We start from the raw sequence: 26351 nt of genomic DNA on the forward strand, positions 1-26351 counted from the left end.
AGTATATTTCAATGCTAAGCGTCTTTACTCTGTTCTTCTTTTTCGCCCTCAAATTGCTTCTGATTACTTTCATTATTCACATCTTTATCCTTCTGCATACGTGGAAGATTCGGCATAATAAGGCGCTTTGACCAGATGGATTTCTCTGGTTTATATTGTGTGACAGCATCAACATCTTTCTCAACTTTGAAAAATGCAACAACACTCTTTAGCTTATCTGGATTTATTGCCTTGTTACGTGCTTTTTTTTCGGAATCTTTCTCAATCACAACATATAAAACAGCTGCAATCGGCACGGAAACTAATAGCCCCGGCAAGCCGAAGAAATTTCCGCCTACCAAAACAGCTAAGAAAACCCATACTGCTGGCAGACCAACTTGCGAACCAATCACTAAAGGATAAATTAAATTGCCCTCGATCTGTTGAATAATCAACAGTAAAGGCAAAAACAGCAAGGCCTTATGATAATTCACTGTCAAAATCAAAACAAAGCCTAAGCCAGCTGAAATATAAGCACCAAAGATTGGAATTAGTGCAAAAGTACTTACAATTACAGCAACCAATACAGCATACGGCACTTTGAAAATACACATTGCAATAAAGACTAATGAGCCTAAAATACTAGCTTCAAGACAGGTTGCAGCAATATAGCGTGAAAACATTTTGCTCGCAAAAATCATTAATTTCAGAAACCTATCTACTTTTGCTTCGTTAAAATTAGCATAACAAAGTTTGGTCAATTCGCGTCCTAATTGTTCCTTGCCCAAGATAATATAAACAGCAAAAACTAGGCTGATAACAAATATGAATGTACTGCTTATGATGTCCAAAGCAACGTTAGACAGACGGCTAATAGCTAACTTCAAGAGATTAGCATAATTCAAACTGAACTGTTCGATTAATTCATCAATATTGATATTATTCGCTCTGGCAAATTCAACTAACTGTGGCCGCTTTTCACCTAATTCTTGAATCTTATAACTAAGGTTCCTTACAAAAAGCGGTATCTGCGAGCTCAAGCGTAAGAGTGTGGCATTAAGTTCTGGCAATAGTAAAGCGAAGAAGGCATACAACAGCATTCCTAAGAAGCACAAAGCTGCTAATAGAGATACAGGTCGTTTTAAGCGCAAACGCCAAGTATCATACTTGCCCCATTTATTAGCGAAAAAGTGACGTTCAATAAAGCTAGTTGGAATATTAATAATAAAAGCTAAGCAGGCACCTAAAATCAACGGTAACAGCTTGGCAGACACGCATAACAGCCAAGCTGGCACATAATTAAGATTCATACTTAGCCAATATATAAAGCCAACAACCAAAACACAAGCGACAAAATCGCCCATGCTAAAACTCTTCTTCTCCATCAGCCCGCCCTTTCCAGACATTAGCTGCAAGTGAAAAGTTGCACGCTACAAGTCAAGCTCGCTAAAGTAGGTTCATTGTAACATACTTTCATATAAGTCACGGTAAGCTAAACTTGCTTTTTGCCAACTGAAGTCAGCAATCATCGCCTGCTTAATTAAGCAATTTAAGTCCTGATTTTCATTATTTAGTGAAGCTCTATAAACTGCCAAGGCACGTCTGATAACATCTAAGAACTCATTAGCGTTGATGTTAGCAAACGTAAAGCCAGTACCTGTATGTGTATATTTATTGTAAGGCGTGATTGTATCGCACAAGCCACCTGTTTCACGTGCAATTGGCAAACTGCCATAGTGCATGGCAATCATCTGGCTAATTCCGCATGGTTCAAAAATTGACGGCATCAAAAAGAAATCTGAAGCTGCATACAGCTTATTAGACAGAGCCAAATCAAATTTCAAACAAGCTTTAAAGCGCTTAGGATATTTATCAGCAAAATAGCGCAACGACTCCTCATAATGAGCTTCGCCCGTGCCTAAAATGACAACTTGACAATCTTCCGTTTGTACAAGCTCTTCGGCTATATAATTCAACAAATCCAAGCCTTTTTGATCAGTTAACCGACTGACCATAGCCAACAATGGCACATCCCGATCTTGTTGTAAGCCAAACAATTTTTGCACTGCTAATTTGTTTTTTGCCTTGCCCTCTTTATATGTTGCGACATCATAATTCGGACAAATATTAGGATCAGTCGCTGGATCGAATTTGCTTTCATCTATACCATTAGTTATCCCCATCAATTTGTTGCTGTAATAATTGATTACCTGCTCTAAATGTTCGCCATAAAAATCATAGCGTATTTCATTAGCATAAGTTTTGGAAACAGTTGTTATCTTGTCAGCATAGACAATACCTGCTTTCAAGAAATTAGCCCAACCATCTTTGAGCACGCCATAATCATTGAGATAGCTATTATCTAGGCCAGTTAAATCGGCCATTTTCTCATAGCTGCAATAACCTTGGAAGCGCAAATTATGAATGGTAAGCAAGGTTTTAACGTCCTTGAAATATCCATACTTTTGATACTGAGCTTGCAACAAAACTGGGATCAACCCAGCTTGCCAATCGTTACAATGAATCAAATTCGGACAAAAGTTCATAGCTTGCCCCAACGCTTCTAGCACTGCGCGTTGGAAAAAGCAAAAGCGTTCAATATCAAATTCGTAATCTTTGTATATTTCATCGTAATTAAAATAATATTCATTATCGACAAAATAATATTCAACGCCTTCATAGTTATAGCGGAATAAACCAGCATACAAGCTACGCCAGCCCATTCTGAGCATAGACCAACGGATAAACTCTAATTCATCGCCATACTTTTGCTTGATGCACTTATAAAGCGGCATGATGACACGTGCATCAACGCCTAGCTTTTTAAGCTCTTTCGGCAAAGCTCCGACAACATCAGCTAAACCACCTGTTTTTACAAACGGAGTAGCTTCGGAAGCAACCAATAAAACTTTCATCTGTTTGTCGTTCATCACACTACAGCTCCTTTACCAATGACAACTGGATAGTCGTCGTGCCCAATCATTTTAATGCCTGAGCGAATTACACAATCCTTATCAAGGATAACATTTTCCAAATAACAATCATTGGCAATTTCAACATTTTGAAAAATCACACAGTTTTTCAATGTGGCCGACTTGGCAATTTTGACATGTCGAAAAATCAAAGAATTCGCAACTGTACCTGCAATCACGCAACCATCAGAAACAATTGAATTAGTCACTCTGGCCGTATCAGTGTAAAGCGTTGGTGCCTCATCCTTTACTTTGGTATAGAGAATATCTTCTGTATCCAGCAGCTTGCGGCTGATTTCCCGATCAAGTAAGGAAAGTGTAGCTTGGTAATAATCACGTACAGAATTAATTCTTAAACTCTCTCCCTTATATTCATAGCAACGAATATCAAGATTATGGCTCATATGCAACAAATACTGTGCTGTTAGCTCACCATTACCCTTACTGATCAATTCCTCGACCAATTTGAGCATAACCTCACGCTTGATAATCATGCAGCCTAAAAATAGCTTGTTGCTGACAAAGGAGCTTGGATCATTCCAGGCATTTAAAAGCTTGTCGTTTTCATCTGTTTCTAAAACAATGTATGGGCGGCTTGGGAAATTATCGTGCCGATCATACATCACTGTGACATCGGCGCCTGTTTCTTGATGGCAACGCAAGACATCTAATAAATTAGAATTAAATACAACACTAGAACCGCAAAGAATGACATCTCTAGTCAGATTATGCCTTAAGAAATTCTCAATTGAAGCTAAATTATCGCTCATACCTGGATGATAGGCAGACGTGACATAAGGAGTTAGCAAAAACACACCTTGATTACGGTGATCTAAGTCCCAGTTAGAACCAGTTCCAACATGGTCAATCAGTGACTTAAATTTGTTATTGGTCACAACGCCAACCTTACTCACACCGCTATTGACCAAATCAGATAGAGCAAAATCAATTATGCGATAACGTCCAGCAAAAGGTACAGCTGCTAAAGATCTTAACCTAGTTAAATCGCTCAGCTCAACGCCATTTCCATCGGCGAAAATCAAACCACATGCATCACTTTTCATAAATTGCCCTCCCATAAAATGGCAACTTCTTTTTCAACTACATTTTGCTCCGCACTTACATTTAGGCCAGCATTAACCATTACCTCGGCTGGTAACTTGCTACCGGCCTTTATAGTCACGCCATGGTTGATTACAGAAACTCCCTCTGTACATAACTTGTTACGATATGGCGAATCAGTTAAGCCGCTAATTGACCCGATAACTACGCCTTCGCCAATCACTGAATTAATTCCGGCAATAACGCGTTCCAATTTAGCACCAGCTTTGACATGGGTACCTGGCATCAAAACAGAATCAATCACTTCAGCGCCAGCTTCCACAATACAGGATGCTGATAGTAATGAATGTTCAACTTTACCATAAATTTGGCAACCATCTGTCATAGCTGAATTGTGCACGCGTGCTGTTTCAGCAATAAAGTGAGCTGGTTTGACTGGATTTCGGCTATAAATACGCCAACTATCATCACGCAAATTAATCGCTTCAGGATAATCTAGTATATCCATATTTGCTTCCCACAATGATGCAATTGTCCCCACATCTTTCCAATAGCCATCAAAGCGATAAGCCTGCAATTTGTAACCGCATGCTAAATAATTCGGAATAATGTTCTTGCCAAAATCATGCACACTGTTAGTATCAGCTTCATCATTGATCAGAGCCTGTCTAAGTTGATCCCAGTTGAAAATATAAATACCCATCGAAGCTAAATTACTCTTAGCATGAGCTGGTTTCTCTTCGAACTCAATAATTCGATCATCGCTATCTACATTCATGATGCCGAAGCGATAAGCTTCTTCCATCGGCACTTCAAATACCGCAATTGTGGCACTTGCGCCTGAGTCGACATGCTTCTTCAGCATATTGCTGTAATTCATCTTGTAAATATGATCGCCTGACAAAATCAAAACATATTTCGGCGAAAACATATCAATGAATTCACGGTTTTGGTAAATTGCATTAGCTGTATTCTTGTACCAATCACTACCACTTGAGCGTTGATATGGTGGCAAAATAAAAGCACCACCCAAGCTTCTGTCCAAATCCCACGGATGACCATTACCAATATAAGTATTCAGGCCAAGTGGCTGATACTGTGTTAGGATGCCAACTGTACTTATACCTGAATTAACACAATTACTTAAAGGAAAATCGATAATTCGATAACGTGAGCCATAAGGGACAGCTGGTTTAGCCATATTTTGCGTCAAAGTTCCTAGTCTAGAGCCTTGACCACCTGCTAAAATCATAGAAATAATTTCTTTTTTGGCCATGCTTACCTCCGAACAAAGAATTTTTCGGGCTGTTATCCACTGCCTGATAGGTTCATTTTAACAAGTAATCATGTTAGCATCAATAATATATCGTATTTATTTACGATTTTTTTGTGCAATTTGCTATATATTTGCCAACAAAAAATAAATTTTGAATTTTCAGCGAAAAAGCTTGCATTTAGTCAGATTATTAAGTATAATTGTTGAGCATTCGAGGTGTAGCTCAGGTGGTAGAGTGCCTGCTTTGGGAGCAGGATGTCGTAGGTTCAAGTCCTGTCACCTCGATACTGATTCAAACCGAAACAATTTAGTTTAAGTTGTTTCGGTTTTTTGTTGCAATCTAAAAAAACAGCTTCACAAGCTTATCTAACGTAATCTAATTTCCAACGTAATCATTGACTATGAATTGTATAGTTATTTTTACACCATCCTATCCTCTAATCAGCCATAAAAAATAGCTCGCTAGTTGCGAGCTGTTTTAATGAAATATAACTATACACAAAAGTAAACAGCCCTTAGGGAACATACAAATAGGGGGTAATACGTCCGTGTTCAGGGCTGTTTAGCAATAAATATTATAAAGAAAAGCTTACATTCATTTGCAATTTTTCTATTAATTAATTTATGCAAATCTTTAAATTATCATTTGTTCATTTGTCGTAAAATTTGCAAATCAGCAAAGTTGACTTAGTTATTTCCAGCAAGTCGATGTTAAGTTTTCTTAACATTTAGAGCAATCTAAAGCTGAGTTGATAGGTTAATTTTTCAATTTCTGAAAACACCTGCTTCTCACAGAATATCTGGTATGGCAAGTTTTTCAATTCAGCTAAGGTTGCCAAATTAGCTACTAAGGCGCCACAAGCTACTGACTCTGCAGCTTGATGCCAGTCTGACTTAAATGGCCAAGTCGTGCATGTAAATATATGCACAGTATTATCATTTGTCCAAAAGCGCCATGGTTGACTATTGTACTCTGATGGAGCTTGACAAGCTGTCTGTAAAAGTAGCTGCAAATTCAAATTAGGTGTTGGGCTGCCACTAATCAAGCACTTATTAACAGCTTTCTTAGGGCAAAGTTTAGCACTTTTGTCAGCATATCCTAATGCTAAGGCTAAAGGCAAACGTTTAGCTTCAGTGAAGCTATCACCTGTTTTTTCCGAAATTGTTTCACTTTTAGCTTGGAAACTCTCGCCATTTGGCTCGGTATTATCATCTGAAGCCTTAGCTTCCTCGCTCTTGGTAGTAGAAGATGGCTCAGAGGCTTTTTCAGTTGGCATAGTTTCGATATAACGTAATTTGCCTGTATGCTGAAAACAAGCTGCTAAATTATTGCAAGCTAACCAAAGGCTGGCAATTTGACCAATATAACCACAATTCAAGAAATTAGCACTATTTACTTCCCCATAGAAGAATAAATAGTATGGTGCATAGACACAAACTTTATTCAAATTAGAAAACATTTTTTCAGCTTCAGCATGTGTCAACAATTTAAAGGCTAAGTTTTTGGAAGCTATTTTGGCTTTGTTTGTATCTGTCTCATTCTCAAATAAGCTAGGAATAGCCTCAATGCCACGCATAAAATTAGTCAATTCATTCACCTGCATCGGTAATTCTTTAAAATGGCGCACAGAAACACGCTGATTGATTGCATCATTTAATGTCATATCATGACCTCGCTTCAAAGCTATTAAGTTAGTCTAAGTATAACCTAACTAAAATACCATATACGTTACCTAGCAATTAAAAAACTATAACCAATCAAAAAGCGCAGTAGTTTTGCCTACTGCGCTCAATTTATGGACAATAATGTTCAAATTAGAACCACTCTTTACCATCATAAGCGTCAATCATTATGCGCTCCATGTCTTCAACCATTGGTAGACGTGGGTTAGCTGGTGAACATTGATCTTCATAAGCCATCATAGCAAGCTCATGCACCTTGGACATAAAGAGTTCGCGATCGAGGCCCATTTCCTTGAAGGATGTTGGCATACCCAAAGACTTATTCAAGTCACGGCAAGCCTTAGCATACTTTCTTATACCATCTTCAACAGAAGTTGGCTTCAAGCCTAACAAGTTAGCAATCTCATAATATTTCTCATCAGCACGGAAATAGTTGTATTTTGGCCATGTTGACAATTTATTTGGACGTGAACCATTGTACATAATTACATATGGCAAGAGAACAGCATTTGTTCTACCATGAACTGTACCTAACTCACCACCAATTTTGTGTGACATTGAGTGAACGATACCCAAGAAAGCATTAGCGAATGACATACCTGCAATTGTAGCAGCATTATGCATTTTCTCTTTTGCTTCTTTATCTTTGGCACCCATAGCAACGGAACGAGGCAAGTATTCGAAAATCATTCTGATAGCTTGTAAAGCCAAACCATCAGTATAGTCACTAGACAACATGGATACGTAAGCTTCAGTAGCATGTGTCAAAGCATCCATACCTGTATCAGCTGCAATTACACTTGGCACACCATCCACTAAGGATGCATCGATGATCGCAATTGATGGTGTCAAAGCATAGTCAGTAACAGGGTACTTCTTACCAGCCTTTTTATCTGAAATAACGACAAACGGTGTAACTTCAGAACCTGTACCAGAAGTTGTTGGGATACAGACCATCTGTGCCTTCTCACCTAATTGTGGGAATTTAAAGGCACGTTTACGAATATCCATGAACTTCTGAACCATGTTACGGAAGTCAATTTCCGGGTGTTCATAGAACATCCACATAGCCTTAGCAGCATCCATTGGTGAACCACCGCCGATAGCAATAATTGTATCTGGCTTGAATGCGTTCATGATTTCAACGCCACGTTGAACAGTCGTAATATCTGGGTTAGGCTCAACTTCAGAGAATAATTGGTATACGCACTTGTTACGTCTTTGATCCAATTCGTTCAAAATTGTACCGACAAAGCCAAGTTCAATCATTGACTTATCGCAGACGATCATCGCACGTGAACAATTCTGTAAAACACGTAAGTATTGAATTGAATCACGCTCGAAGTAAATTTTTGGCGGTACCTTGAACCATTGCATATTGTTTCTTCTCCTTCCGATACGCTTAATATTGATCAAGTCAAAAGCGCTGATATTGTTAGAAACAGAGTTGTGGCCATAACTACCACAACCTAAAGTCAATGATGGGATGATTGAATTGTAAACATCACCAATACCACCGAAAGTAGAAGGAGAATTCCAAATTACACGAATCGCCTTGACCTGACGACCGAAATTATCAGCTAATTCCTTATCAGCTGTATGAATAGCGGCTGAGTGACCTAAGCCGTTAAACTCAACCATCTGTTCAGCTTTTTTCAAGCCATCTTCACGTGAATGAGCATGTAAAAGAGCCAAAACAGGTGATAATTTCTCACGTGTAAGTGGTTCTTCCACACCAACTTTGCTGCATTCAGCAACAACCATTGTGCATTCGTCTGGTACAGTAAAACCTGCTTGCTCGCAAATCCAACGTACTGACTTACCAACTACATCTGGATTTAATTTTGCATTGGCACATTCCTTGCTACCAGCCTTAACACCAAACATGAACTGTTCCAACATTGTCTTTTCTTTTTTGTTGACAACATACACATGATAAGTCTGCATCTCTTTGACAAATTCATCATAAATTTCATCATCAACGATTGCAGCCTGCTCAGATGCGCAAACCATACCATTATCAAATGTCTTGGACATTACAATATCATGTGCAGCTTGGCGAATATTAGCGCTCTTCTCAACATAAGCTGGAACATTACCAGCACCAACGCCCAAAGCTGGCTTACCGCAACTGTAAGCAGCACGCACCATGGCATTACCACCAGTTGCCAAAATCGTTGCAACATCAGGGTGATTCATCAAAGCCGTTGTAGCTTCCAAAGATGGTTTATCGATCCATTGGATACAATCTTTTGGCGCACCAGCTTCAATAGCTGCCTCATAAACAATACGTGCAGCTTCAACAGAACAATGTTGTGCACCTGGATGGAAACCAAAGATAATTGGGTTACGGGTCTTCAAGCAAATTAGAGATTTAAAAATTGCAGTTGAGGTTGGGTTAGTAACAGGAGTTACACCAGCTACAACGCCTACAGGATCTGCAATATAAACAAGTCCTTCAACTTTGTTTTCTTTGATAACGTCACAGGTCTTCCAGTGGCGCATCTTATTAACAACGTGCTCACATGCGAACAAGTTTTTAGTTGCCTTATCCTCAAAAACGCCGCGGCCAGTTTCTTTAACTGCTAATTCAGCCAAATAACCATGCTTATCCAAAGCAGCCACAGAAGCCTTACCGACAATGTAATCAACTTGATCTTGATTTAATTTTCTAAATTCTTCCAATGAGACCATGGCTTTTTTGACTAATTTGTCAACCATAGCCTGTGTTTCTGTAACTTCTGACATAGTGTCCTCCTAACTAACATATGCTTATTATAACTTTTTATCCATTCAAATAAAATACTATTTAGCTAGTTTTTAGTCAAAAAAATACATTTCGGACTTTTCGCAACAAAGTCGCCTTTTTCAATCGATAAATTGCGCAAGTTGCTAATATAATCTTTAATGATAAATTTTGCTAAAAGAATATTATAAGTCAGTAGTTTTGGCTATTTTACGGCGACAATACCAAATATAGGCCAAAATCAGCAAAGTACTTGTGACGACCCAACTCCATGGATAAACACCGAATAAAGTTGCCAATGTATGATTAATATTCAAAGCTATGAAAACATAGATACATCTGAAAATACAGATACCAAAAATATAAATAGCCATCGGCACTACAGCATTGCCTAAACCGCGCAAGGTACCTGACAAAATTTCCATCAAGGCCATAAGAAAAAAGTAAGGTATATAAGCCATGAATAACTCACTACCAGCTTCTAAAATACTCTCATCAACGGTAAATATTGCCATCAAATTAAAGCGATAATAAGCAGCTAGTTGGCACAAAATGAATCCAGAAATCAAGCCGAAAGCAAGCAAGCTATGTACACCACGCTTAATTCTTGAAAAACGTCTAGCTCCATAATTTTGGCCAACAAAGGTCGTGATACCGTTGCCTAACGCATTGAAATACAAGCAGAAAAAGCCATCAATTCTCGTCACAGCCGTTGAACCAGCTACCGCTGTTACACCAAAACCATTTAGCATAGTCTGAATGTAAACATTGGAATAATTAAGCACTGTTGCTTGCAAGGAGGCCGGCAAACCAATTTTGATAATTTTGATTAAAGACGGCAGATGAAGCTTTATTTTATTAATGTACAAGCGATGATCTGCTGTTACATGGGTAAGATAAAAAGTTAAAACTGAAGCTGAAACTATTTGGGCCAAAACTGTCGCTATCGCTGCTCCATCAATCCCCCAACTGAAAACAGCCACAAATAAAAGATCCAAACACAAATTGACAAATGAACAAAGTAACAAGAGTTGTAAAGGCCGACGGCTATCACCTAAAGCTTGCAAAATAGCAGCGCCGAAATTGTAAATAATGCCAGGCACCAAGCCGATAAATGTATAGATCAAATATTTCCAAGCACCGTCAAAAATAGCTTCTGGTGTATCCTGCATGATTAAAAGCAAGCGACTAGATAAAATGCCTACTATCATCAAGATGAAACCTGCCATAATGGCTAAAGCATAGGCTGTATGGATCATCAAGCTTAAAGCACAGTAATTCCCCTCGCCTTTTAACTGGGCAATATTAACAGCTACACCACTTGCTAAGCCAAACAATAGTCCCAACAGCAATGTCACCAAATAGCCAGTTGCACCTACAGCTGCAAAAGCTTGCTTACCAGCAAAACGACCAATTATAACTAAATCGATGGTTGAATAAAGTTGCTGCAACAAATTAGTTAATAATAAAGGCGCCACAAACAAAGCCAACTTTTGTAAAATTGGTCCCTCGGTTAAATCATTATTGCCATGCTGCCACAGCTTTTTGCCACGTAATTTAAGCATCAGTTCATTGTAAACTATCTAGCCATAAATTCGCAAGATTTAATAGCATAGTTTGCGCTAATTATATCCTTAGATTTCTCTCTGTAGGCAAAAAAACAGGCATACACGAAACGTGCATACCTGCTTCTTTTAAGTATTAGTAAATAATATCTTCCGACAATTACTTACGTTGGCTAATTGTAGCTTGAGCAGCAGCCAAACGTGCGATTGGCACACGATATGGTGAGCAAGATACATAGTTAAAGCCAAGGGTATTAACGAAGCTAATTGAAGCTGGATCACCACCATGCTCGCCGCAAACACCGAGCTTGATGTTCTTCTTGACGCCACGAGACTTCTCCGTAGCAATCTTCATCAATTGACCAACGCCCTTAACATCCAAGTGAGCTGTAGGATCAGATTCAAAGATACCTTCATTGTAGTAGCAATCCAAAATCTTACCAGCATCATCACGGCTCAAACCAAATGTCATCTGTGTCAAGTCGTTAGTACCAAAGCTGAAGAAGTCAGCTTCTGTAGCAATCTCATCAGCTGTCAATGCAGCACGTGGGATCTCAATCATAGTACCAACCTTGTATTCCAACTTACGGCCAGACTCTTTGATCAACTTATCAGCTGTCTTAACGATAACCTTCTTAACAAATTGCAATTCCTTAATATCGCAAACGAGAGGAATCATAATCTCAGCTACCATTGGATGCTCATCTGTAGATACCTTCAAAGCAGCATTGATAATAGCTGTTGTTTGCATCTCAGCAATTTCAGGATATGTAACAGCCAAGCGGCAACCACGGTGACCTAACATTGGGTTCAATTCATGTAAATCATGAATTGTTGTCTTCAAATCATCAACAGAAATATTGAGAGCATTTGCTAACTCAACAATATCTTCCTCAACTTGTGGCAAGAATTCATGCAGAGGTGGGTCGAGCAAACGAACTGTAACAGGCAAGCCCTTCATTGTTTCGAAGATAGCTTCAAAGTCGCCTTGTTGAATTGGCAAGATTTCAGCCAATGCCTTACGACGCTCTTCAACAGTCTTAGCAACGATCATCTTACGGAAAGCAAAGATACGATCTTCAGCAAAGAACATATGCTCTGTACGAACGAGGCCGATACCTTCAGCACCCAAATCTCTAGCAACCTTAGCATCCTTAGGTGTATCAGCGTTTGTGCGAATACCTAATTCACGGATCTCATCAGCCCATTGCATAATTGTTGCAAAGTTACCTGTCAAGGAAGCTGGTTTAGTTGCGATAGGGCCATCATAAACACAACCTGTAGCACCATCCAAGGAAATCCAATCGCCCTTATGGAATACTTTGTTACCAATTGTCATTGTTTCAGCTTCTTCATTGATTGAAACTTCAGCACAACCAGAAACGCAGCACTTACCCATACCACGAGCAACAACAGCAGCGTGTGATGTCATACCACCACGAACTGTCAAAATACCTTCAGAAACGTTCATACCAACGATATCTTCAGGAGATGTCTCTGTACGAACCAAAACAACCTTAGCACCAGATTGCTTAACTTCGAATGCCTCTTCAGCGGAGAATACGATACCACCTGAAGCTGCACCTGGAGATGCTGGCAAGCCTTTAGCAATTGGCTTAGCTGCCTTCAAAGCTTCTTGGTCAAAGTTAGGGTGTAACAATGTATCCAAGGAAGATGGATCAATTTGCATCAAAGCTCTCTCCTTAGTTACCAAGCCTTCTTTAACCATATCGTTAGCAACTTGCAAAGCAGCGAAAGCTGTACGCTTACCGTTACGAGTCTGCAACATGAACAACTTACCGCGTTCAATTGTGAACTCCATATCTTGCATATCGCCATAGTGCTTCTCTAATGTCTTAGCAATTTCTTCGAACTGAGCGTAAACCTCTGGCATTTGCTCTTTCATGTGTGTGATAGGGAATGGTGTACGAATACCTGCAACAACGTCTTCACCTTGTGCATTCATCAAGTACTCACCAAAGATACCTGCTTCACCAGTAGCTGGGTTACGAGTAAAGGCAACACCAGTACCTGATGTCTCGCCCATGTTACCATAAACCATCTCTTGGACGTTAACAGCTGTACCCCAACTGCTTGGAATATCGTGCATATGACGATAGTAAATAGCACGCTCATTGTTCCAAGACTCGAAAACAGCCTTAACAGCTGTCAACAATTGTTCCTTAGGATCTTGTGGGAAAGGCTTACCTAATTGTTGCTCGTAAACAACCTTCATCTTCTGAGCAACTTCCTTCAAGTCTTCAGCATTTAATTCCAAATCGCCCTTTACGCCACGAGCAGCCTTAACTTCATCCATAGCTGCATCAAAATGAGACTTGTCAATGTGCATAGCAACATCACCGAACATTGAAATGAAACGGCGATATGAGTCCCAAGCAAAACGAGGATTATCTGTCAATTTAGCAACTGCTTCAACTACCTCATCAGTCAAGCCTAAGTTCAAGATTGTATCCATCATACCAGGCATTGAACTACGAGCACCAGAACGAACAGAAACTAAGAGTGGATTTGTAACATCGCCCAACTTCTTACCTGTAATTTCTTCCATTGTTCTCAGAGTTTTGAAAATTTCAGTCTCAATCTCTGGAGCGATTGTCTCGCTATCATCATAGTAGCGGGTACATGCTTCTGTTGTGATTGTAAAGCCGCGTGGAACTGGCAAACCCAAACGAGTCATTTCTGCCAAACCAGCACCTTTACCACCGAGCAAATTACGCATTGAAGCGTCGCCCTCTTTGAAGAGGTAAACATACTTTGTCATCAATATTCCTCCATGTTTAACCTTTACGGTTATATTACATTATAATTTCAACAGCTATAAGATTAACACAAAATCCGTCAGCAATAAATAGCTTGGCTTAGTAGAGCTTGTTAATGCTGTCAAATTTTACAGATTCTTCAAGCCTTATTACCAATCTTTATACGGTCTGACTAGGCAAAATTATTTGCTTTCTGCTTTGGTCAAACGATTCATATAAGCTTGTGCCATTCCCTGTGCTTCTACTGCTTCTACCAAAATCAAATCGACATTCTCTAAATCAGCTTGGCGCAAAGCTTTGAATAGACCATTTGCAGCTTGGAACGCCATTTTATGCAAATTATCAAGTTCGCTTTCAGTTTCAGCTAATTTAGGCAAAAGCTCAGCATGACAAGCATAATCTTCGAAGAAAATCGGTTCTACTACCTTTTTCTTCAAATCTTCTGGCCAACTGTTATATAACTCGTGACTTACAAAAGTGGTTATCTTGGCCGACTTATTTTCGTTTAAACAAGCTTCGACAAACGATTCGGCTGCTTCTGTCATTTCTTGCTGATCACCATGCAAAATTTTGACTTTGGCCTCAGGCGCATAGTGGCGATATTTCATGCCAGGAGCTTTAGGTGCGTCTCCTGCTTTTAAATTTGGCAAATAGTAGTCATGTTGTTCTAGAACAAGCTTACCAAAACCACCTGCTACAAGTGCCGCATTTAGTTGCTCAGCGCTAATAGCACCGGGACGCAAAATATGAAATGTTTCCTGGCTCAAATCAAGAATCGTCGATTCAACGCCAAAAGCACTGTCGCCACCATCAATTATGCAAGGCACTTTGTTCCAAAAGTCATGTACAACTGCTTGACTATTTGTCGGGCTTGGACGGCCTGAAATATTGGCAGATGGAGCAGCGATACCTTCGCCACAGTAGCTGATCAAACGTCTTGCAATCGGGTTAGATGGCATTCTAATACCAACTGTATCAAGATGAGCCGTAATTGCGTTATTTACCAATTTGCTACGCCGCATAATAAAAGTAATTGGGCCTGGCATAAAATGTTCAATTAAAAACAATTCAACTTCATTTAATGGTTGTACATAACGTTTCAGCATAGCGAGGCTATCAACGTGCAAAATGAGGGGATTGTCTTGTGGACGCCCCTTAACTAAGAAAATATTTTTGATTGCCTGCCATTTGTTAACTAGCGCACCAATTCCATAAACTGTCTCGGTTGGAAAGACCACGAGCTGGCCTGCTTTTAAGAAATTCGCAGCTTGTAACAATTCAGCGTCATCCAAAGAATAAACGCCATCATCATTCCTTTTGGCTGTAAACAATTTTGTTGTCATCAGCATTCAAATCACTTCTCTCTATTTTCCAATGCTCTTTACAATCAGTTAGCTTGTTTAGCAATATTATTGCGTTCGGCTGCCTGTAATTGTTCAATAATTAAATCTAAGTCGCCATCCAAAACTTGCTGCAACTGATACAAAGTTAAACCGATTCTATGATCAGTTACACGGCCTTGTGGGTAATTGTATGTTCTTATGCGCTCACTTCGGTCACCTGTACCAATTTGTGAACGCCTCTCTTCTGACAATTCTGCCTGATGCTGTTCATTGTATAACTGTTCCAACCTCGACATCAAAACCAACATTGCTTTTTCGCGGTTTTTTATTTGTGAACGCTCATCTTGACAAGTTACAACCAAGCCTGTCGGGAAGTGCGTAATACGAACAGCAGAGTCAGTCATATTAACATGTTGGCCACCTGCACCAGAAGCTCTATACGTATCGATACGAATATCTTTCGGATTAATTTCTACCTTAGATGTCTGAGTCGCTTCCGGGATAACTGCAACTGTAGCTGTAGAAGTATGAATACGTCCGCCTGACTCAGTAGCTGGCACACGTTGTACGCGATGTACACCCATCTCGTACTTCAATCTGGACCAAGCACCCTTACCTTCAACTTGGAACACAATCTCTTTGATCCCGCCAATTTCTGTTTCGTTCAGTTCAATGGTTTTGCATTTAAAGCCATGCTCACTCGTATATAATTGATACATACGATAAAGCTCATAAGCAAACAAAGCAGCCTCTTCGCCACCAGCCCCAGAGCGAATCTCCATAAAGAGACTAAGCTCATCACGCGGGTCTTTGGGTAACAAGGCAACTTGTAATTCCTCATCTACCTTGGCTAACTCTGTTTCCAAATCATGCTGTTCACTCTTCAGCATCTCAACTAATTCTGCATCTTCTGTTTCGTTGAGTAGCTCATGATTCTGCTTGATTTCTGCCTCGATCTTTTGGTATTTCTGAAATTGACTGACAATTGGTTCTATATCACCCAACTCCTTAGATAAGGCTGTAAAACGTGGTAAATCGCTAACAATTTCAGGCTGAGAAAGTGCCTGTTCAAGTTCTTCCATACGCATACTCATGCGTTGTAATTTCAACAGATTAACTTCTAACATAAATTCTACCTTTTACAATTTACTAACTTTTCTAAGTTCTCTATATCCTCGCGGCCTTATTATAACAAATAGTAATTAATTTTCTCATATTTATGGACAATACTGTATAACCAGCACGCGATCTTTACCGTGATAGTCTTGGCGCCATTTTTTGATTTTAAACAGCGAATAAGCAGGTTCTGATAATAAATTAGCTAGACTTGCTTTCTGCATATAGCCGTGCTCAAACAAAATATAAGCACCAGCACGCAAATATTTTTCCGTCCTTACTTTATCCAATATACGCCGATAAACTGCTAAACCCTCTTCTTCGGCCAATAAAGCATTTTTAGGTTCAAAATTTTTCACAGACTGATCTAAATCATCCCATTCAGCTGGCGCAATATAAGGTGGATTGCTGTACAAAAGATCAATTGGCAAAAGCCCTGCTTGTTTAGCTGTATCTAAATCAGGTAAAAGATCAACTTGCCATAATTTAGCTGGTACATGTTTAGCTAGCAAATTTTCTTCACTCAATTTGATCGCCAATGGATTTATATCGCTCGCAAACAAACGTAATTGCTTATCCTTAACTGTAAAATGGCTATAAATTCCCGCTAATAAGGCAGCACTTCCAACGCCTATTTCGCAAACATTGAGCGTATTTTGCGGCACATTGGTCGCTAGATCAGTTAGAACACGCAAGCATTCTTCTACAAGCACTTCACTATCAGGTCTAGGGATCAATACACCTTCTTTGCATTTGTAAGTCTCATCAAAGAAATCAGTTTCACCCAATACATATGCAAAAGGCCAGTTATCCAACAATTTGGCTATATCTGCCTCGTAATTTGTCACAATTTGCGAAGATAAGGCAATTTCACCAGGCCTAGCTAGGTGAACTTTCTGTTCACTACAGGCTAAATATTTATGTGCCAGCAGCTTAATCAATTGCCCCCGTGTCAAATCAGGTCTATCTTTTGCCAAACGTTCCTTAGCCTGTATGATCAAATCCAGGTGATTAACTGTTACGGTCACAAAATACTCTCCTTATGCCTAACCGATGGGGTAAAGAAAAAGGAGGTCGTAGCCTCCCTTATCTTACTTACGTGATTCACGACGTTTGAACTTATCAACACGTCCGCCTGTATCGATGAGCTTCTGACGGCCTGTGAAGAATGGATGGCACTTACTGCAAATATCAGCTGAAATGCTGTCCACTGTTGACTCAGTTTCCCAAGTCTCGCCGCAAGCACAACGAACTACGCACTTATCGTACTTCGGATGGATTCCTTGCTTCATATCTTTCACCTCACAAAAATATAGCGTGTAGCAGCTAGCTGTACATATGCTATACCAGTAATAACTTGATTAGTTTAGCGCTAAATACCTAGCTCTGTCAAATTAATTTTGATAGTTATTAGCCTTATTATTAGCATTTTTCTTAATCAACGAATCAATCACATCTTTGTCATTCAGTGACATACTGATGCATTCAACAAAATGAGCATTATTTTTAGTTTTTTGCATGAAATTAATGATTAATTCCGTGACTGAAGCTGTGTCCAAACGGCCCATCGCCTTACGAATTGACCAGACTGCATCAAGTTCACGCTCATTCAACAATAATTCCTCACGGCGAGTACCTGAACGGTTAATATCGATAGCTGGGAAGATACGTTTCTCAGACAACTTGCGATCCAAGTAAACTTCCATGTTACCTGTACCTTTAAATTCCTCAAAGATAACTTCGTCCATGCGCGAACCAGTTTCCACCAAAGCTGTTGCTACAATTGTCAAGCTACCACCATTTTCAATTTTACGAGCTGCACCGAAGAAACGCTTCGGACCATGCAATGAACCTGGATCCAAGCCACCAGACAAAGTGCGACCAGTTGGGTTAATTGTTAGGTTGTAAGCACGTGCCAAACGAGTAATAGAATCCAACAAAATAACAACATCTTCGCCAAGCTCAACCAAACGTTTAGCTCGTTCTAAGACTAATTCAGTAATACGCACGTGATTCTCAGCTGTCTGATCGAAAGTAGAATAAACAACCTCGCCTCTGATGCGTCTTTGCATATCTGTAACTTCTTCTGGGCGTTCATCAATCAACAAGACAATTAAATGTGCTTCTGGATTGTTACGACTGATTGCATCAGCTATTTTTTGGAGCAAAATTGTTTTACCAGCTTTAGGTGGAGAAACAATCATGCCACGCTGTCCCTTACCAATTGGGCAAACTAGATCAATAATACGTGTACTCAATTCCGTACTTGTAGTCTCTAAGGTATAACGTTCTTGTGTATAAATTGGAACTAGGCGAGCAAATTGTGGACGCTTGAACAATTTCTCTGGTGCAAACCCATTAACATCTTTGATAAAGTTAATAGCTTGAAAGCGTTCATCACCACGTTTCTTGCGCAAAAATCCATGCACTTCATCGCCTTCACGCAAATTAAATCGTCTAATCAACTGAGGGGATACAAAATAATCATTTGCACTTAAATTATAATTTTCAGTCCGTAAGAAGCCGTAGCCATCTGGTGTAATATTAAGGATACCACCGACAAGTTCTCTTTTTTCAAGCTCTTTCTCATTTTCTTGCTCAAGTTCAACTGCTTCGGCTGTATTGCTCTCAGCTGTTTCTGCTTGTGTATTGACTTTATCTTCGGCTGGAATTTTTTTATCTTCAGTTTCTACTTCTGCCTGTTTTGGTTTGTGAAGTTTGACACTTAATCTCTGTTTACTGAAAATCTTTTTTTGCCTATTAGCTGATTTGCTCTTTGTTACAGGCCTTGAATCTGTTTTATCATCACTTAAAGTAGTGGATGCAGGCTCATCTTTTAATTCAGTTTTAGCTGTTTCTACACTGTTTTCAGTGCTTGGTGCTTGCGGGCTTTCCAAATCATTTTCTTTACTTAGCTTTGTGACTTTTTTTTCGTTCTTGGCTTGCTCTTTGACTTGCAAATTAGCTACCGCTTCCTCACTCATAACTTGTTGAGCGGCCAATTCTTTTTTACGTGGTTTTTTGCTAAATGTATCAGGCGTAAATTCGAAATTTTGATTTGCTTCGACAATTGTTTTATAACCGTGTTTACGATCATCTTCAATCAATAAATCCATCAAAAATTGACGTTTTTTTTGCATTGCTTTACTAATTTGCATCAATTTACGCTGCACAATTAACTTGACAAGCGTTTCTTTACTAAGTTCACTATAAAAAATTGGAACCATGAATCCTCCACAATCGAACATATAAATAAATGGGATTACTTAGATAAACTAAGCTGAATTTACAAGCCTGATGAGCAGCGGCAAAAAGCTTGTATCCTCTGTTGCTGGACTTGTGAACTTATTTATTTTAACATATCTTATATTAAAGAAACAAGGTGATTTGTAATGCTAAAATTAATTGCTTTTATTTTGATGACTATCGACCATATGGCTTGGCTTTGGCCCCATATTATTCCCTATCAGGTTAGCTATATTTTGCGCTTAATCTGTCGTCTAGCTTTTCCGCTTTTCGTCTACGATTGCGTTTTGGGCCTGAGAAGAACTAGAAGTATTCCTAAATATCTAAGTCGTTTAGCTATTTTGGCGGTCATATCACAAATATGTATTCATCTCTGTTACGTTAAGCTTAACGTGACTGATTTTGAGGGCTTTGTCAACATTTTCTTCTCACTCTTTTTCGGTTTGATCTTCATCATGGCAATCGACCTCTTATTAGCCTGTCTCTTACGCTTAAAAGTAATAAAGTCGCTACCTTTTGAATTATTTCATTATAAGAATTTCAAATTATGGCATGGTTTACTGAACAGTTTGCATTCCAAAAAGAAATCTACTTTAGCAGCCATCTTATTTTTCAGTTTAGTCATAGTTATCACATGTCCAATCATCGTGTTTATAATTCACTGCGATTACAGTCTTTTCGGTTTAATCTTATTCGTCTGCTTACATTATCTTGTTTATGCCAAAGGTGCTTTCTCAGCTGAGCTTAGTCAAGTTGAATTGAAGAACAAAGTGCCTGCATACATTTTGTATCTAGCTATCGTCTTTGGTATTTATCTCGGTATAGCAGACTATTTGCTGCCACGTTTGGGTGTAACAGCTTTCATGTTTGGCGACTTGCAAACTTGTGTCATCTTCTCGCCATACCTCTTCCCACTTGCTGCTAAGAGCAAAAAGCCAAAGCGGTGGTTAAGTCGACTTCTCTACTTCTATTACCCACTGCACCTAGTTTTAATCTCAATCGTGCGTTACCTGACAATTTAGCATTACCAATAATTAAATAGACAGAGCCCCTTAATCTAACGTATCCAGAAATTCTGGTACAGTTCAATTAAGGGGCTTAATATTTGCAACAAAAAAGAGACTACAACGTAGTCTCTAAAATCGAAATGGGTAGTATTGGACTCGAACCAACGACCCCTTGCATGTCAAGCAAGTACTCTAACCAGCTGAGCTAACCACCCGCAGTGCTATTTAATTATACATGTAAAGGCTAAAATGTCAACCATTAATTACTGTTCAACATGATTATCAGCTTCCAAATGCACTTTTTGCTGCTTATCCATGTACTGATGATATAAATTGCCAAAAGCAAAATAGCCAACCAGAGCCAAGGTCAATAAAACTAATACATAAGGAATTTCGAATTGCGGATAGCGTAAAACAAGATGTGGAAAGACTAAGCCACAAAAATTAAATATTGCATGTAAGGCAATCGAATAATATATGCTTCCAGTCCAAACATAGACACAGGCTAACGCTAATCCAGCAGCGAAAGTATAGACTGATTGCAACAAATTCCAATGTGCAATTGAAAAAATTAGGCCCGAAATAAAGCAAGCCCAAGTAACAGATGTAATCTGCTTCAATTCGCCTACAACAAAGGCACGAAACAGAAACTCCTCTGCTATAGGTACCATCACAACAATAGCCAACAATGTCATAGGATTTAAGGGCTGTAACTGTTGTAGAAGTAAATCGCTGTAATCTTGTAGAGCGTTCGCAAAAATTGTAAAATACTTGGCCAAGAAATTGATAAGATTCGTAAGTAAACCACTCAAGAAAAGCAAAAAGCAACATAGGCTTGGCAACTTAAACCAATTTCTCAAGCTAACTTTGTTCAGCCAGATATAACCTGTCCTCACAGTTTCCTTATACCTAAACCAAGCAGAAAAGGCAATTATCTGTACAAAGCTATATAAACTTGCTGCAATTGTGAAGGCATAAACTGGATCACATTTAAGCACACCGTTATCAAGTAAGAGTTTAATAAATTCACTTATCAAACTGGCACTTACTAAGAAAACTAATATACCTAAGACTAAGTGAGAAATCACCTGTCCAATATTCTTTCGTTTAGTCACCATTACTCCTTAACCAAAGCTTCCATGACCATTCGTTCGTTAAATTTAGCAAAGACCTCATCCAACTCGTTACGATCCAAAATAGATTCAAATTGAATCTCTTCGCCTAATTGCTTAGATTTTTTTCTTTGTACTGATGCGTGCAGAATACGCATAATCACAATATCTGGGGCATTATGCTCGCCATCAGCTGGCTCAAACGGAGCAAACACAATATATTCCTGCCCGTTATAGGCGAACATATCTAATTTGCGCATATAAAATTCATAGCCGTTATCTAGATCTTCTAGCACTATCAGCTTTTCATCATCAGAAATTTGTTTATTAGTTTGCTTTTTATCATCTGCCATTATTAGATAACCTTAAACCTACTCGTTATAGACTATATCAGACGCTTCTCCTGGCTCAATCTCTGTTTCATCATCCATCAAATCACACAAGCGCTCATATTCAGCTGCAACTTTTTCAAATTCGTTATCAGTTAATGTTTCAAAGCCATCTGTACCATCTTCCAATTTAACAGAACGGGCAAAAAGTGCTTCTGGTTCTTTCTGATTTACAGAAACTAGAACATAATAATACTCATCTTCAAACGGGAACTCATAAGCAACATAGAACTGTAAGTCCTCGCCTGTCTCGCAATCTGTTAATGTCACGGTAGAAGTTGCTAAGAGATCTTCATCACTTAGCTCACTTTCGTCCAACATAACCTCAGCCTCTTCACCTGTTAAAGATTGCTCATTCTGAACATCTGTTTGAGCTGTTTTCAATTCGGACTCTTCCTTTTTCATAAAGCTTAACTCCCGTATTTTTCTAAAATTATAGCATATGCAACTAAGCAATTAGCTTAATATCTCATATATAAAAAAGTCGCTATCTTAAATAGCGACTTAAAAGTGACTCTACCGAGAATCGAACTCGGGATTCCGCCTTGAGAGGGCGGCGTCTTAACCGCTTGACCATAGAGCCATATTTTGTATTCTAGCAAATTAATTAGTTGGCTGCAAGTACTTCTTGCAAATTTTACATTTGTCCAGCCAATTAATTTGTCTTTGTCGCTATAATTATGAGTAGTTGTGCTTATAATGTGAAAGGTCACCTATGCTATATCAATTCTTTCTCAACTTGTTATCCTATCCTTTTTTCCGTAACGCACTACTTACTTCTATCCTCTTAAGCATAGTTTGCGCTTGTTTAGGGCAAGTTCTCTTATTGAAGCACCTTTCTTTAGCTAGCGATGCTTTTTCCCATAGCGCCTTGACTGGCGTAGCTTTAGGCTTAGCCCTGGGCTATAACCCAACTGTTATAGCTATTATAGTCTGTATTGTCGCCTCCTTACTGATTGAATTTTTCCGCTACTTCTTCAAAAGCTATGCCGAATTAGCCATCGCAATCATCATGAGTCTATGCATCGGTCTAGCTGGTATTTTCAGCAAGTACATGCCTTATTCAGCTGATCTCAACTCATTTCTATTCGGTAGTATCGTCAGCATTAACAATCAAGATTTAGTCAGTATATTCGTTCTATGTGGAGTGATTCTAATTATTTTCGCCTATCTCTATTATCCCTTATATTTAGTTTGTCTTGATGCACGCAATGCAGCTTTACTGGGTATAAACGTTAAATTACTTAACTGCGTATTTAACATATTGACAGCTGTATGCATTGCAGCCTGCAGCCATAGTGCAGGTACATTAATAGTTTCTAGTTTGCTTGTCTTACCTGCTGCTAGCGCTTTTGTCTGGAAATTAAGCTATTTTCAGACATTACTCTTAGCTATCAGCTTCGGTATAATCAATACAATTACTTCCTTCTTCCTTGCTTTTGTACTTAACTGGCCAACTGGTGGCAGCTTAGTAATCGTAAGCACGCTTAACCTGCTTTTATCACTCACCATCTACCAATTAATTCAACATTTGCCAAATAACAAGCAAAAAGTCTAATCGACATAAGTAAAAGAAGATGTCACACTATTTTCCTTCATTTTAGGAAACAAATCATTATATTTAACTTGTACCGCATAATTAGCTGCCGATTGCCCATACGTTGAGCGAATCTCTTGCAAAGTTAAATCTAAACGTCTATTTCGTTCAAATCTTACATAGTCATCAGACCAATCAATTTGTTGGGCTTGCCTAGTCGTTAGATTACTAGCTCTAAGCGATAGGGCGCGGATAGGAGCAAATAATAAATCACATTTGTAGACTAACGGTAATATATTATCGACAAAATAGCGTGCAGATGCCGCTGGATAAGCTAGTGGCACTTGAATCTGTTTATGATTAAAGTCTTGATACCGTACATTTAGCTGTAAAACTCTTGCCAAATAATCATGCTTAGCTAAACGAGCTTGTACTTGTTCAGCTAAGTTCAAAAGTACAGCTTCTAATTCCGTTAAATGCACAATATCACGAACGCAAGTCATCCCATTACCGATACTTTTAATTGGTATTGCCTGTGCGTAAGAATGGACTTGGCTCATGTCGCGGCCATTGGCAAAATACCATAATTTTAGTCCATTAATACCTAATAAGCTCTCAAGGAATTTAGCATCTGCCTTGGCATAATCTCCAATGGTATTTATTTCGTATTTGGCTAGTAATTTACGCGTGTGGCGGCCAACTCCAAGCAAATTAGCTATATCCAATGGCCAAACTTGCTCTCTGTAATGAAGAGGACTTATGGTAAGTAAACTAGCATTATCTGCTAAATCACTAGCTAATTTGGCAAATATCTTGTTGTAACTATATCCAACTGAAATAGTTAAACCTAATTCCTGCTTGATTCGCATGATAATCTCCCGCGCAATCTGTTCTGGGGAGCCAAACAACTTCTCACTATGTGTAATATCTAGCCAGCATTCATCCAGGCCGAAACTTTCAACTTGATCAGTGTAGCTCAAATAGATTTGCTTAGCTAAGTTAGAGTATTTTAGATATTTGTCATAATGGGCAGCTAATAAATACAAATTGCCATTGCACTTAGCTTCGGCCTGTTGAATGGTTTCACCAGTTTTCACGCCCAACGCCTTAGCTTCAGGTGATTTAGCCAAAATGATGCCGTGACGTTCTTTGGGATTGCCGCAGACAGCTACCAGCTTGCCCAGTAAATCAGGCCTGTCCAATAGCTCTACTGAAGCAAAAAAATTGTTCATATCACAATGCAAAATTCGCCTATACATACAAACTCCTTGCTGAACTTATTTGCATAATGCTTGCAAACAAGAACTTTGTTGCATTTAGAATACGCATTTCGTTGTAGTTTGTCAAGAACTTAAGTTCATGCTATACTTTGAGCATGCAACATTGTTCCTTTTTAGAGCTATTGAATGTTGATCATTATACGAGGTGTAAGTATGAATTTTGGCGAAAAACTGAAGAAATTAAGAGCCGAACATAATATGAAGCAGGAAGAACTAGCTCAAATGCTCGGTGTTAGCGTGCGTAGCCTATCTAATTATGAGAATGGCTTACGCTTTCCTAAACACAAGGAAACTTATGAAAAATTGTCTCATATTTTTCAAGTAGACTATAATTATTTGCTCGATGAGAACAGCGCTTTCGTCAATCAAGTCTATCAAGAGTACGGTACCCAAGGAAAAGACGAGGCTTTCAGTCTGCTTAACAATCTCACCGCCTTGTTTGCTGGTGGCAAATTAAGTGAAGATGACCGTGACGAAATAATGCGCTTGCTGCAGCAAGCTTACTGGCAATCTAAGGATAAGGCCAAACAGAATCACAACTATTGATACAACTATGGAATCAAGAGAAATCAAGCAAAAAGTTCTTGAACTGAGGCAATTTTACGGTCAAGCAGAACCAGCCAAATTAGCTACTAACTTAGGCGTTGAGCTTATATTTTCGTCTAATTTACAGACTGTACTTGGTATGTATAGCCAGGTAAATAATTTTCCCTTCATTTTTATTAATCAAAAGCTCGATGATAACGTACAAAAATTAGTCTTAGCCCACGAGTTAGGTCATGCCATTCTCCACACTCAAACTCTGAAGCAAGATGTTTTCACGACCAATGACTTCTTCAAATTGAACCAAAAATTATTAGTAACTTACGAACATGAAGCAAATCTGTTTGCAGCCTTTCTCTTGATCAATGTCCCAGAATTAAATGAGCTTTTGCAGCATGGCTTAAGTTTAAACGAAATTGCTAATGCTTTGGCAGTCTGCCCAGAGCTTTTAATGTATTACTGTCGAATTATCCAGAAGGAGCCTGATTTGTGCCCAGAATTAAACTTAACTATTACCTTAAGCAATAAGTTCCAAGATTTTACGCAAACTGTCGATTTCTGGCAAAATTACTGCAAGCACTAAGCTTAAAATTTCACTAACGTTAGACATATACATTAGCATCTTAACTAGCACATCTGGTTTTTATTTTGTAACGATAGTACGCTGCCCTTATTTGTATACGTTATACCTACAGTCTTAATTAAAAAGCAGCTC

The 26351-nt window shown here is 38.9% G+C and carries 21 protein-coding genes and 3 tRNA genes; 5 read left to right on the forward strand and 19 right to left on the reverse strand.

Annotated features, from left to right (window positions below):
- Positions 1–14: 14 nt before the first annotated feature.
- From PYS62_RS05310 to PYS62_RS05325, 4 genes are all read right to left on the reverse strand, one after another.
- Positions 15–1364: an AI-2E family transporter gene (locus PYS62_RS05310; RefSeq protein WP_066712616.1), complete on the reverse strand. Its 1350-nt coding sequence runs from the start codon at positions 1362–1364 to the stop codon at positions 15–17.
- A 72-nt stretch (positions 1365–1436) separates the two neighbouring features.
- Complete coding sequence (gene glgA, locus PYS62_RS05315; protein WP_315574081.1) at positions 1437–2909, reverse strand: glycogen synthase GlgA; 1473 nt, start codon at positions 2907–2909, stop codon at positions 1437–1439.
- Positions 2909–4015 (reverse strand): glucose-1-phosphate adenylyltransferase subunit GlgD, encoded by a 1107-nt coding sequence (gene glgD / locus PYS62_RS05320; protein ID WP_066712618.1) that lies wholly within the window; start codon positions 4013–4015, stop codon positions 2909–2911. The genes glgA and glgD overlap by 1 nt, the downstream gene beginning before the upstream one ends.
- Entirely contained in the window at positions 4012–5289 is a 1278-nt protein-coding gene (locus PYS62_RS05325; RefSeq protein ID WP_082714256.1) for a glucose-1-phosphate adenylyltransferase, read from the reverse strand. Before PYS62_RS05325 ends, glgD begins: the two co-directional genes overlap by 4 nt.
- A gap of 212 nt (positions 5290–5501) precedes the next feature.
- On the opposite strand from PYS62_RS05325, the gene PYS62_RS05330 reads away from it, so the two are divergent.
- Positions 5502–5574: transfer RNA gene (locus PYS62_RS05330), tRNA-Pro, on the forward strand.
- 443 nt (positions 5575–6017) lie between these two features.
- On the opposite strand, the gene PYS62_RS05335 is transcribed toward PYS62_RS05330, so the two are convergent.
- The 9 genes from PYS62_RS05335 to rho form a co-directional block, all read right to left on the reverse strand.
- Entirely contained in the window at positions 6018–6953 is a 936-nt protein-coding gene (locus tag PYS62_RS05335) for a nitroreductase family protein (RefSeq protein WP_066712620.1), read from the reverse strand.
- Between the two features lie 151 nt (positions 6954–7104).
- The gene (adhE, locus tag PYS62_RS05340; RefSeq protein ID WP_066712622.1) at positions 7105–9720 is read right to left on the reverse strand and encodes a bifunctional acetaldehyde-CoA/alcohol dehydrogenase; all 2616 of its coding nucleotides are present in this window, start codon (positions 9718–9720) and stop codon (positions 7105–7107) included.
- Positions 9721–9903: 183 nt separating this feature from the next.
- A complete protein-coding gene (locus PYS62_RS05345; RefSeq protein ID WP_066712625.1) occupies positions 9904–11283 on the reverse strand; it encodes an MATE family efflux transporter in 1380 nt (459 codons plus the stop codon).
- A 160-nt stretch (positions 11284–11443) separates the two neighbouring features.
- Positions 11444–14065: a pyruvate, phosphate dikinase gene (gene ppdK, locus PYS62_RS05350; protein WP_066712628.1), complete on the reverse strand. Its 2622-nt coding sequence runs from the start codon at positions 14063–14065 to the stop codon at positions 11444–11446.
- A gap of 180 nt (positions 14066–14245) precedes the next feature.
- On the reverse strand, positions 14246–15412 hold the full coding sequence (locus tag PYS62_RS05355; protein WP_066712631.1) for an L-threonylcarbamoyladenylate synthase: 1167 nt from the start codon (positions 15410–15412) through the stop codon (positions 14246–14248).
- Between the two features lie 38 nt (positions 15413–15450).
- The gene (prfA, locus tag PYS62_RS05360; protein WP_066712634.1) at positions 15451–16533 is read right to left on the reverse strand and encodes a peptide chain release factor 1; all 1083 of its coding nucleotides are present in this window, start codon (positions 16531–16533) and stop codon (positions 15451–15453) included.
- Between the two features lie 90 nt (positions 16534–16623).
- Entirely contained in the window at positions 16624–17550 is a 927-nt protein-coding gene (locus PYS62_RS05365) for a HemK/PrmC family methyltransferase (protein WP_066712636.1), read from the reverse strand.
- A gap of 63 nt (positions 17551–17613) precedes the next feature.
- Positions 17614–17814 carry a 50S ribosomal protein L31 gene (gene rpmE, locus PYS62_RS05370; RefSeq protein WP_066712642.1) on the reverse strand — a complete coding sequence of 67 codons (201 nt, stop codon included), beginning with the start codon at positions 17812–17814 and terminating at the stop codon, positions 17614–17616.
- A gap of 102 nt (positions 17815–17916) precedes the next feature.
- On the reverse strand, positions 17917–19749 hold the full coding sequence (gene rho / locus PYS62_RS05375) for a transcription termination factor Rho (protein WP_066712645.1): 1833 nt from the start codon (positions 19747–19749) through the stop codon (positions 17917–17919).
- Between the two features lie 165 nt (positions 19750–19914).
- On the opposite strand from rho, the gene PYS62_RS05380 reads away from it, so the two are divergent.
- Positions 19915–20790 carry a TraX family protein gene (locus tag PYS62_RS05380; protein ID WP_066712648.1) on the forward strand — a complete coding sequence of 292 codons (876 nt, stop codon included), beginning with the start codon at positions 19915–19917 and terminating at the stop codon, positions 20788–20790.
- A gap of 126 nt (positions 20791–20916) precedes the next feature.
- On the opposite strand, the gene PYS62_RS05385 is transcribed toward PYS62_RS05380, so the two are convergent.
- The 5 genes from PYS62_RS05385 to PYS62_RS05405 form a co-directional block, all read right to left on the reverse strand.
- Positions 20917–20990, reverse strand: a tRNA-Val gene (locus PYS62_RS05385).
- Between the two features lie 48 nt (positions 20991–21038).
- On the reverse strand, positions 21039–21890 hold the full coding sequence (locus PYS62_RS05390; RefSeq protein ID WP_315573868.1) for a CPBP family intramembrane glutamic endopeptidase: 852 nt from the start codon (positions 21888–21890) through the stop codon (positions 21039–21041).
- 2 nt (positions 21891–21892) lie between these two features.
- On the reverse strand, positions 21893–22240 hold the full coding sequence (locus tag PYS62_RS05395; protein ID WP_066712654.1) for a DUF1292 domain-containing protein: 348 nt from the start codon (positions 22238–22240) through the stop codon (positions 21893–21895).
- 18 nt (positions 22241–22258) lie between these two features.
- Positions 22259–22681, reverse strand: coding sequence for a DUF1292 domain-containing protein (locus PYS62_RS05400; RefSeq protein ID WP_066712656.1), 423 nt, complete (start codon positions 22679–22681; stop codon positions 22259–22261).
- A 106-nt stretch (positions 22682–22787) separates the two neighbouring features.
- Positions 22788–22859, reverse strand: a tRNA-Glu gene (locus PYS62_RS05405).
- A 132-nt stretch (positions 22860–22991) separates the two neighbouring features.
- On the opposite strand from PYS62_RS05405, the gene PYS62_RS05410 reads away from it, so the two are divergent.
- Entirely contained in the window at positions 22992–23834 is an 843-nt protein-coding gene (locus PYS62_RS05410; RefSeq protein ID WP_066712658.1) for a metal ABC transporter permease, read from the forward strand.
- Here the strand turns inward: PYS62_RS05410 and PYS62_RS05415 are convergent.
- Positions 23831–25072 (reverse strand): DNA polymerase Y family protein, encoded by a 1242-nt coding sequence (locus PYS62_RS05415; protein WP_066712660.1) that lies wholly within the window; start codon positions 25070–25072, stop codon positions 23831–23833. The genes PYS62_RS05410 and PYS62_RS05415 overlap by 4 nt on opposite strands.
- Positions 25073–25246: 174 nt before the next feature.
- On the opposite strand from PYS62_RS05415, the gene PYS62_RS05420 reads away from it, so the two are divergent.
- A complete protein-coding gene (locus PYS62_RS05420) occupies positions 25247–25639 on the forward strand; it encodes a helix-turn-helix domain-containing protein (protein WP_066712663.1) in 393 nt (130 codons plus the stop codon).
- A 7-nt stretch (positions 25640–25646) separates the two neighbouring features.
- Positions 25647–26219 (forward strand): ImmA/IrrE family metallo-endopeptidase, encoded by a 573-nt coding sequence (locus PYS62_RS05425; protein WP_066712666.1) that lies wholly within the window; start codon positions 25647–25649, stop codon positions 26217–26219.
- Positions 26220–26351: the final 132 nt, after the last annotated feature.

Source organism: Amygdalobacter nucleatus, assembly GCF_029167365.1.
GTDB classification, from domain to species: domain Bacteria; phylum Bacillota; class Clostridia; order Saccharofermentanales; family Fastidiosipilaceae; genus Amygdalobacter; species Amygdalobacter nucleatus.

Bases quoted from the DNA above. Each gene is read 5' to 3' on its own strand.
- PYS62_RS05325 (WP_082714256.1), bottom strand. From the start codon at position 5,289: ATGGCCAAAAAAGAAATTATTTCTATGATTTTAGCAGGTGGTCAAGGC.
- prfA (WP_066712634.1), bottom strand. From the start codon at position 16,533: ATGTTAGAAGTTAATCTGTTGAAATTACAACGCATGAGTATGCGTATG.
- rpmE (WP_066712642.1), bottom strand. From the start codon at position 17,814: ATGAAGCAAGGAATCCATCCGAAGTACGATAAGTGCGTAGTTCGTTGT.
- PYS62_RS05420 (WP_066712663.1), top strand. From the start codon at position 25,247: ATGAATTTTGGCGAAAAACTGAAGAAATTAAGAGCCGAACATAATATG.
- PYS62_RS05410 (WP_066712658.1), top strand. From the start codon at position 22,992: ATGCTATATCAATTCTTTCTCAACTTGTTATCCTATCCTTTTTTCCGT.
- glgD (WP_066712618.1), bottom strand. From the start codon at position 4,015: ATGAAAAGTGATGCATGTGGTTTGATTTTCGCCGATGGAAATGGCGTT.
- PYS62_RS05425 (WP_066712666.1), top strand. From the start codon at position 25,647: ATGGAATCAAGAGAAATCAAGCAAAAAGTTCTTGAACTGAGGCAATTT.
- ppdK (WP_066712628.1), bottom strand. From the start codon at position 14,065: ATGACAAAGTATGTTTACCTCTTCAAAGAGGGCGACGCTTCAATGCGT.
- PYS62_RS05345 (WP_066712625.1), bottom strand. From the start codon at position 11,283: ATGCTTAAATTACGTGGCAAAAAGCTGTGGCAGCATGGCAATAATGAT.
- adhE (WP_066712622.1), bottom strand. From the start codon at position 9,720: ATGTCAGAAGTTACAGAAACACAGGCTATGGTTGACAAATTAGTCAAA.
- glgA (WP_315574081.1), bottom strand. From the start codon at position 2,909: ATGAACGACAAACAGATGAAAGTTTTATTGGTTGCTTCCGAAGCTACT.
- PYS62_RS05380 (WP_066712648.1), top strand. From the start codon at position 19,915: ATGCTAAAATTAATTGCTTTTATTTTGATGACTATCGACCATATGGCT.
- PYS62_RS05415 (WP_066712660.1), bottom strand. From the start codon at position 25,072: ATGTATAGGCGAATTTTGCATTGTGATATGAACAATTTTTTTGCTTCA.
- rho (WP_066712645.1), bottom strand. From the start codon at position 19,749: ATGGTTCCAATTTTTTATAGTGAACTTAGTAAAGAAACGCTTGTCAAG.
- PYS62_RS05355 (WP_066712631.1), bottom strand. From the start codon at position 15,412: ATGCTGATGACAACAAAATTGTTTACAGCCAAAAGGAATGATGATGGC.
- PYS62_RS05335 (WP_066712620.1), bottom strand. From the start codon at position 6,953: ATGACATTAAATGATGCAATCAATCAGCGTGTTTCTGTGCGCCATTTT.
- PYS62_RS05310 (WP_066712616.1), bottom strand. From the start codon at position 1,364: ATGGAGAAGAAGAGTTTTAGCATGGGCGATTTTGTCGCTTGTGTTTTG.
- PYS62_RS05395 (WP_066712654.1), bottom strand. From the start codon at position 22,240: ATGGCAGATGATAAAAAGCAAACTAATAAACAAATTTCTGATGATGAA.
- PYS62_RS05400 (WP_066712656.1), bottom strand. From the start codon at position 22,681: ATGAAAAAGGAAGAGTCCGAATTGAAAACAGCTCAAACAGATGTTCAG.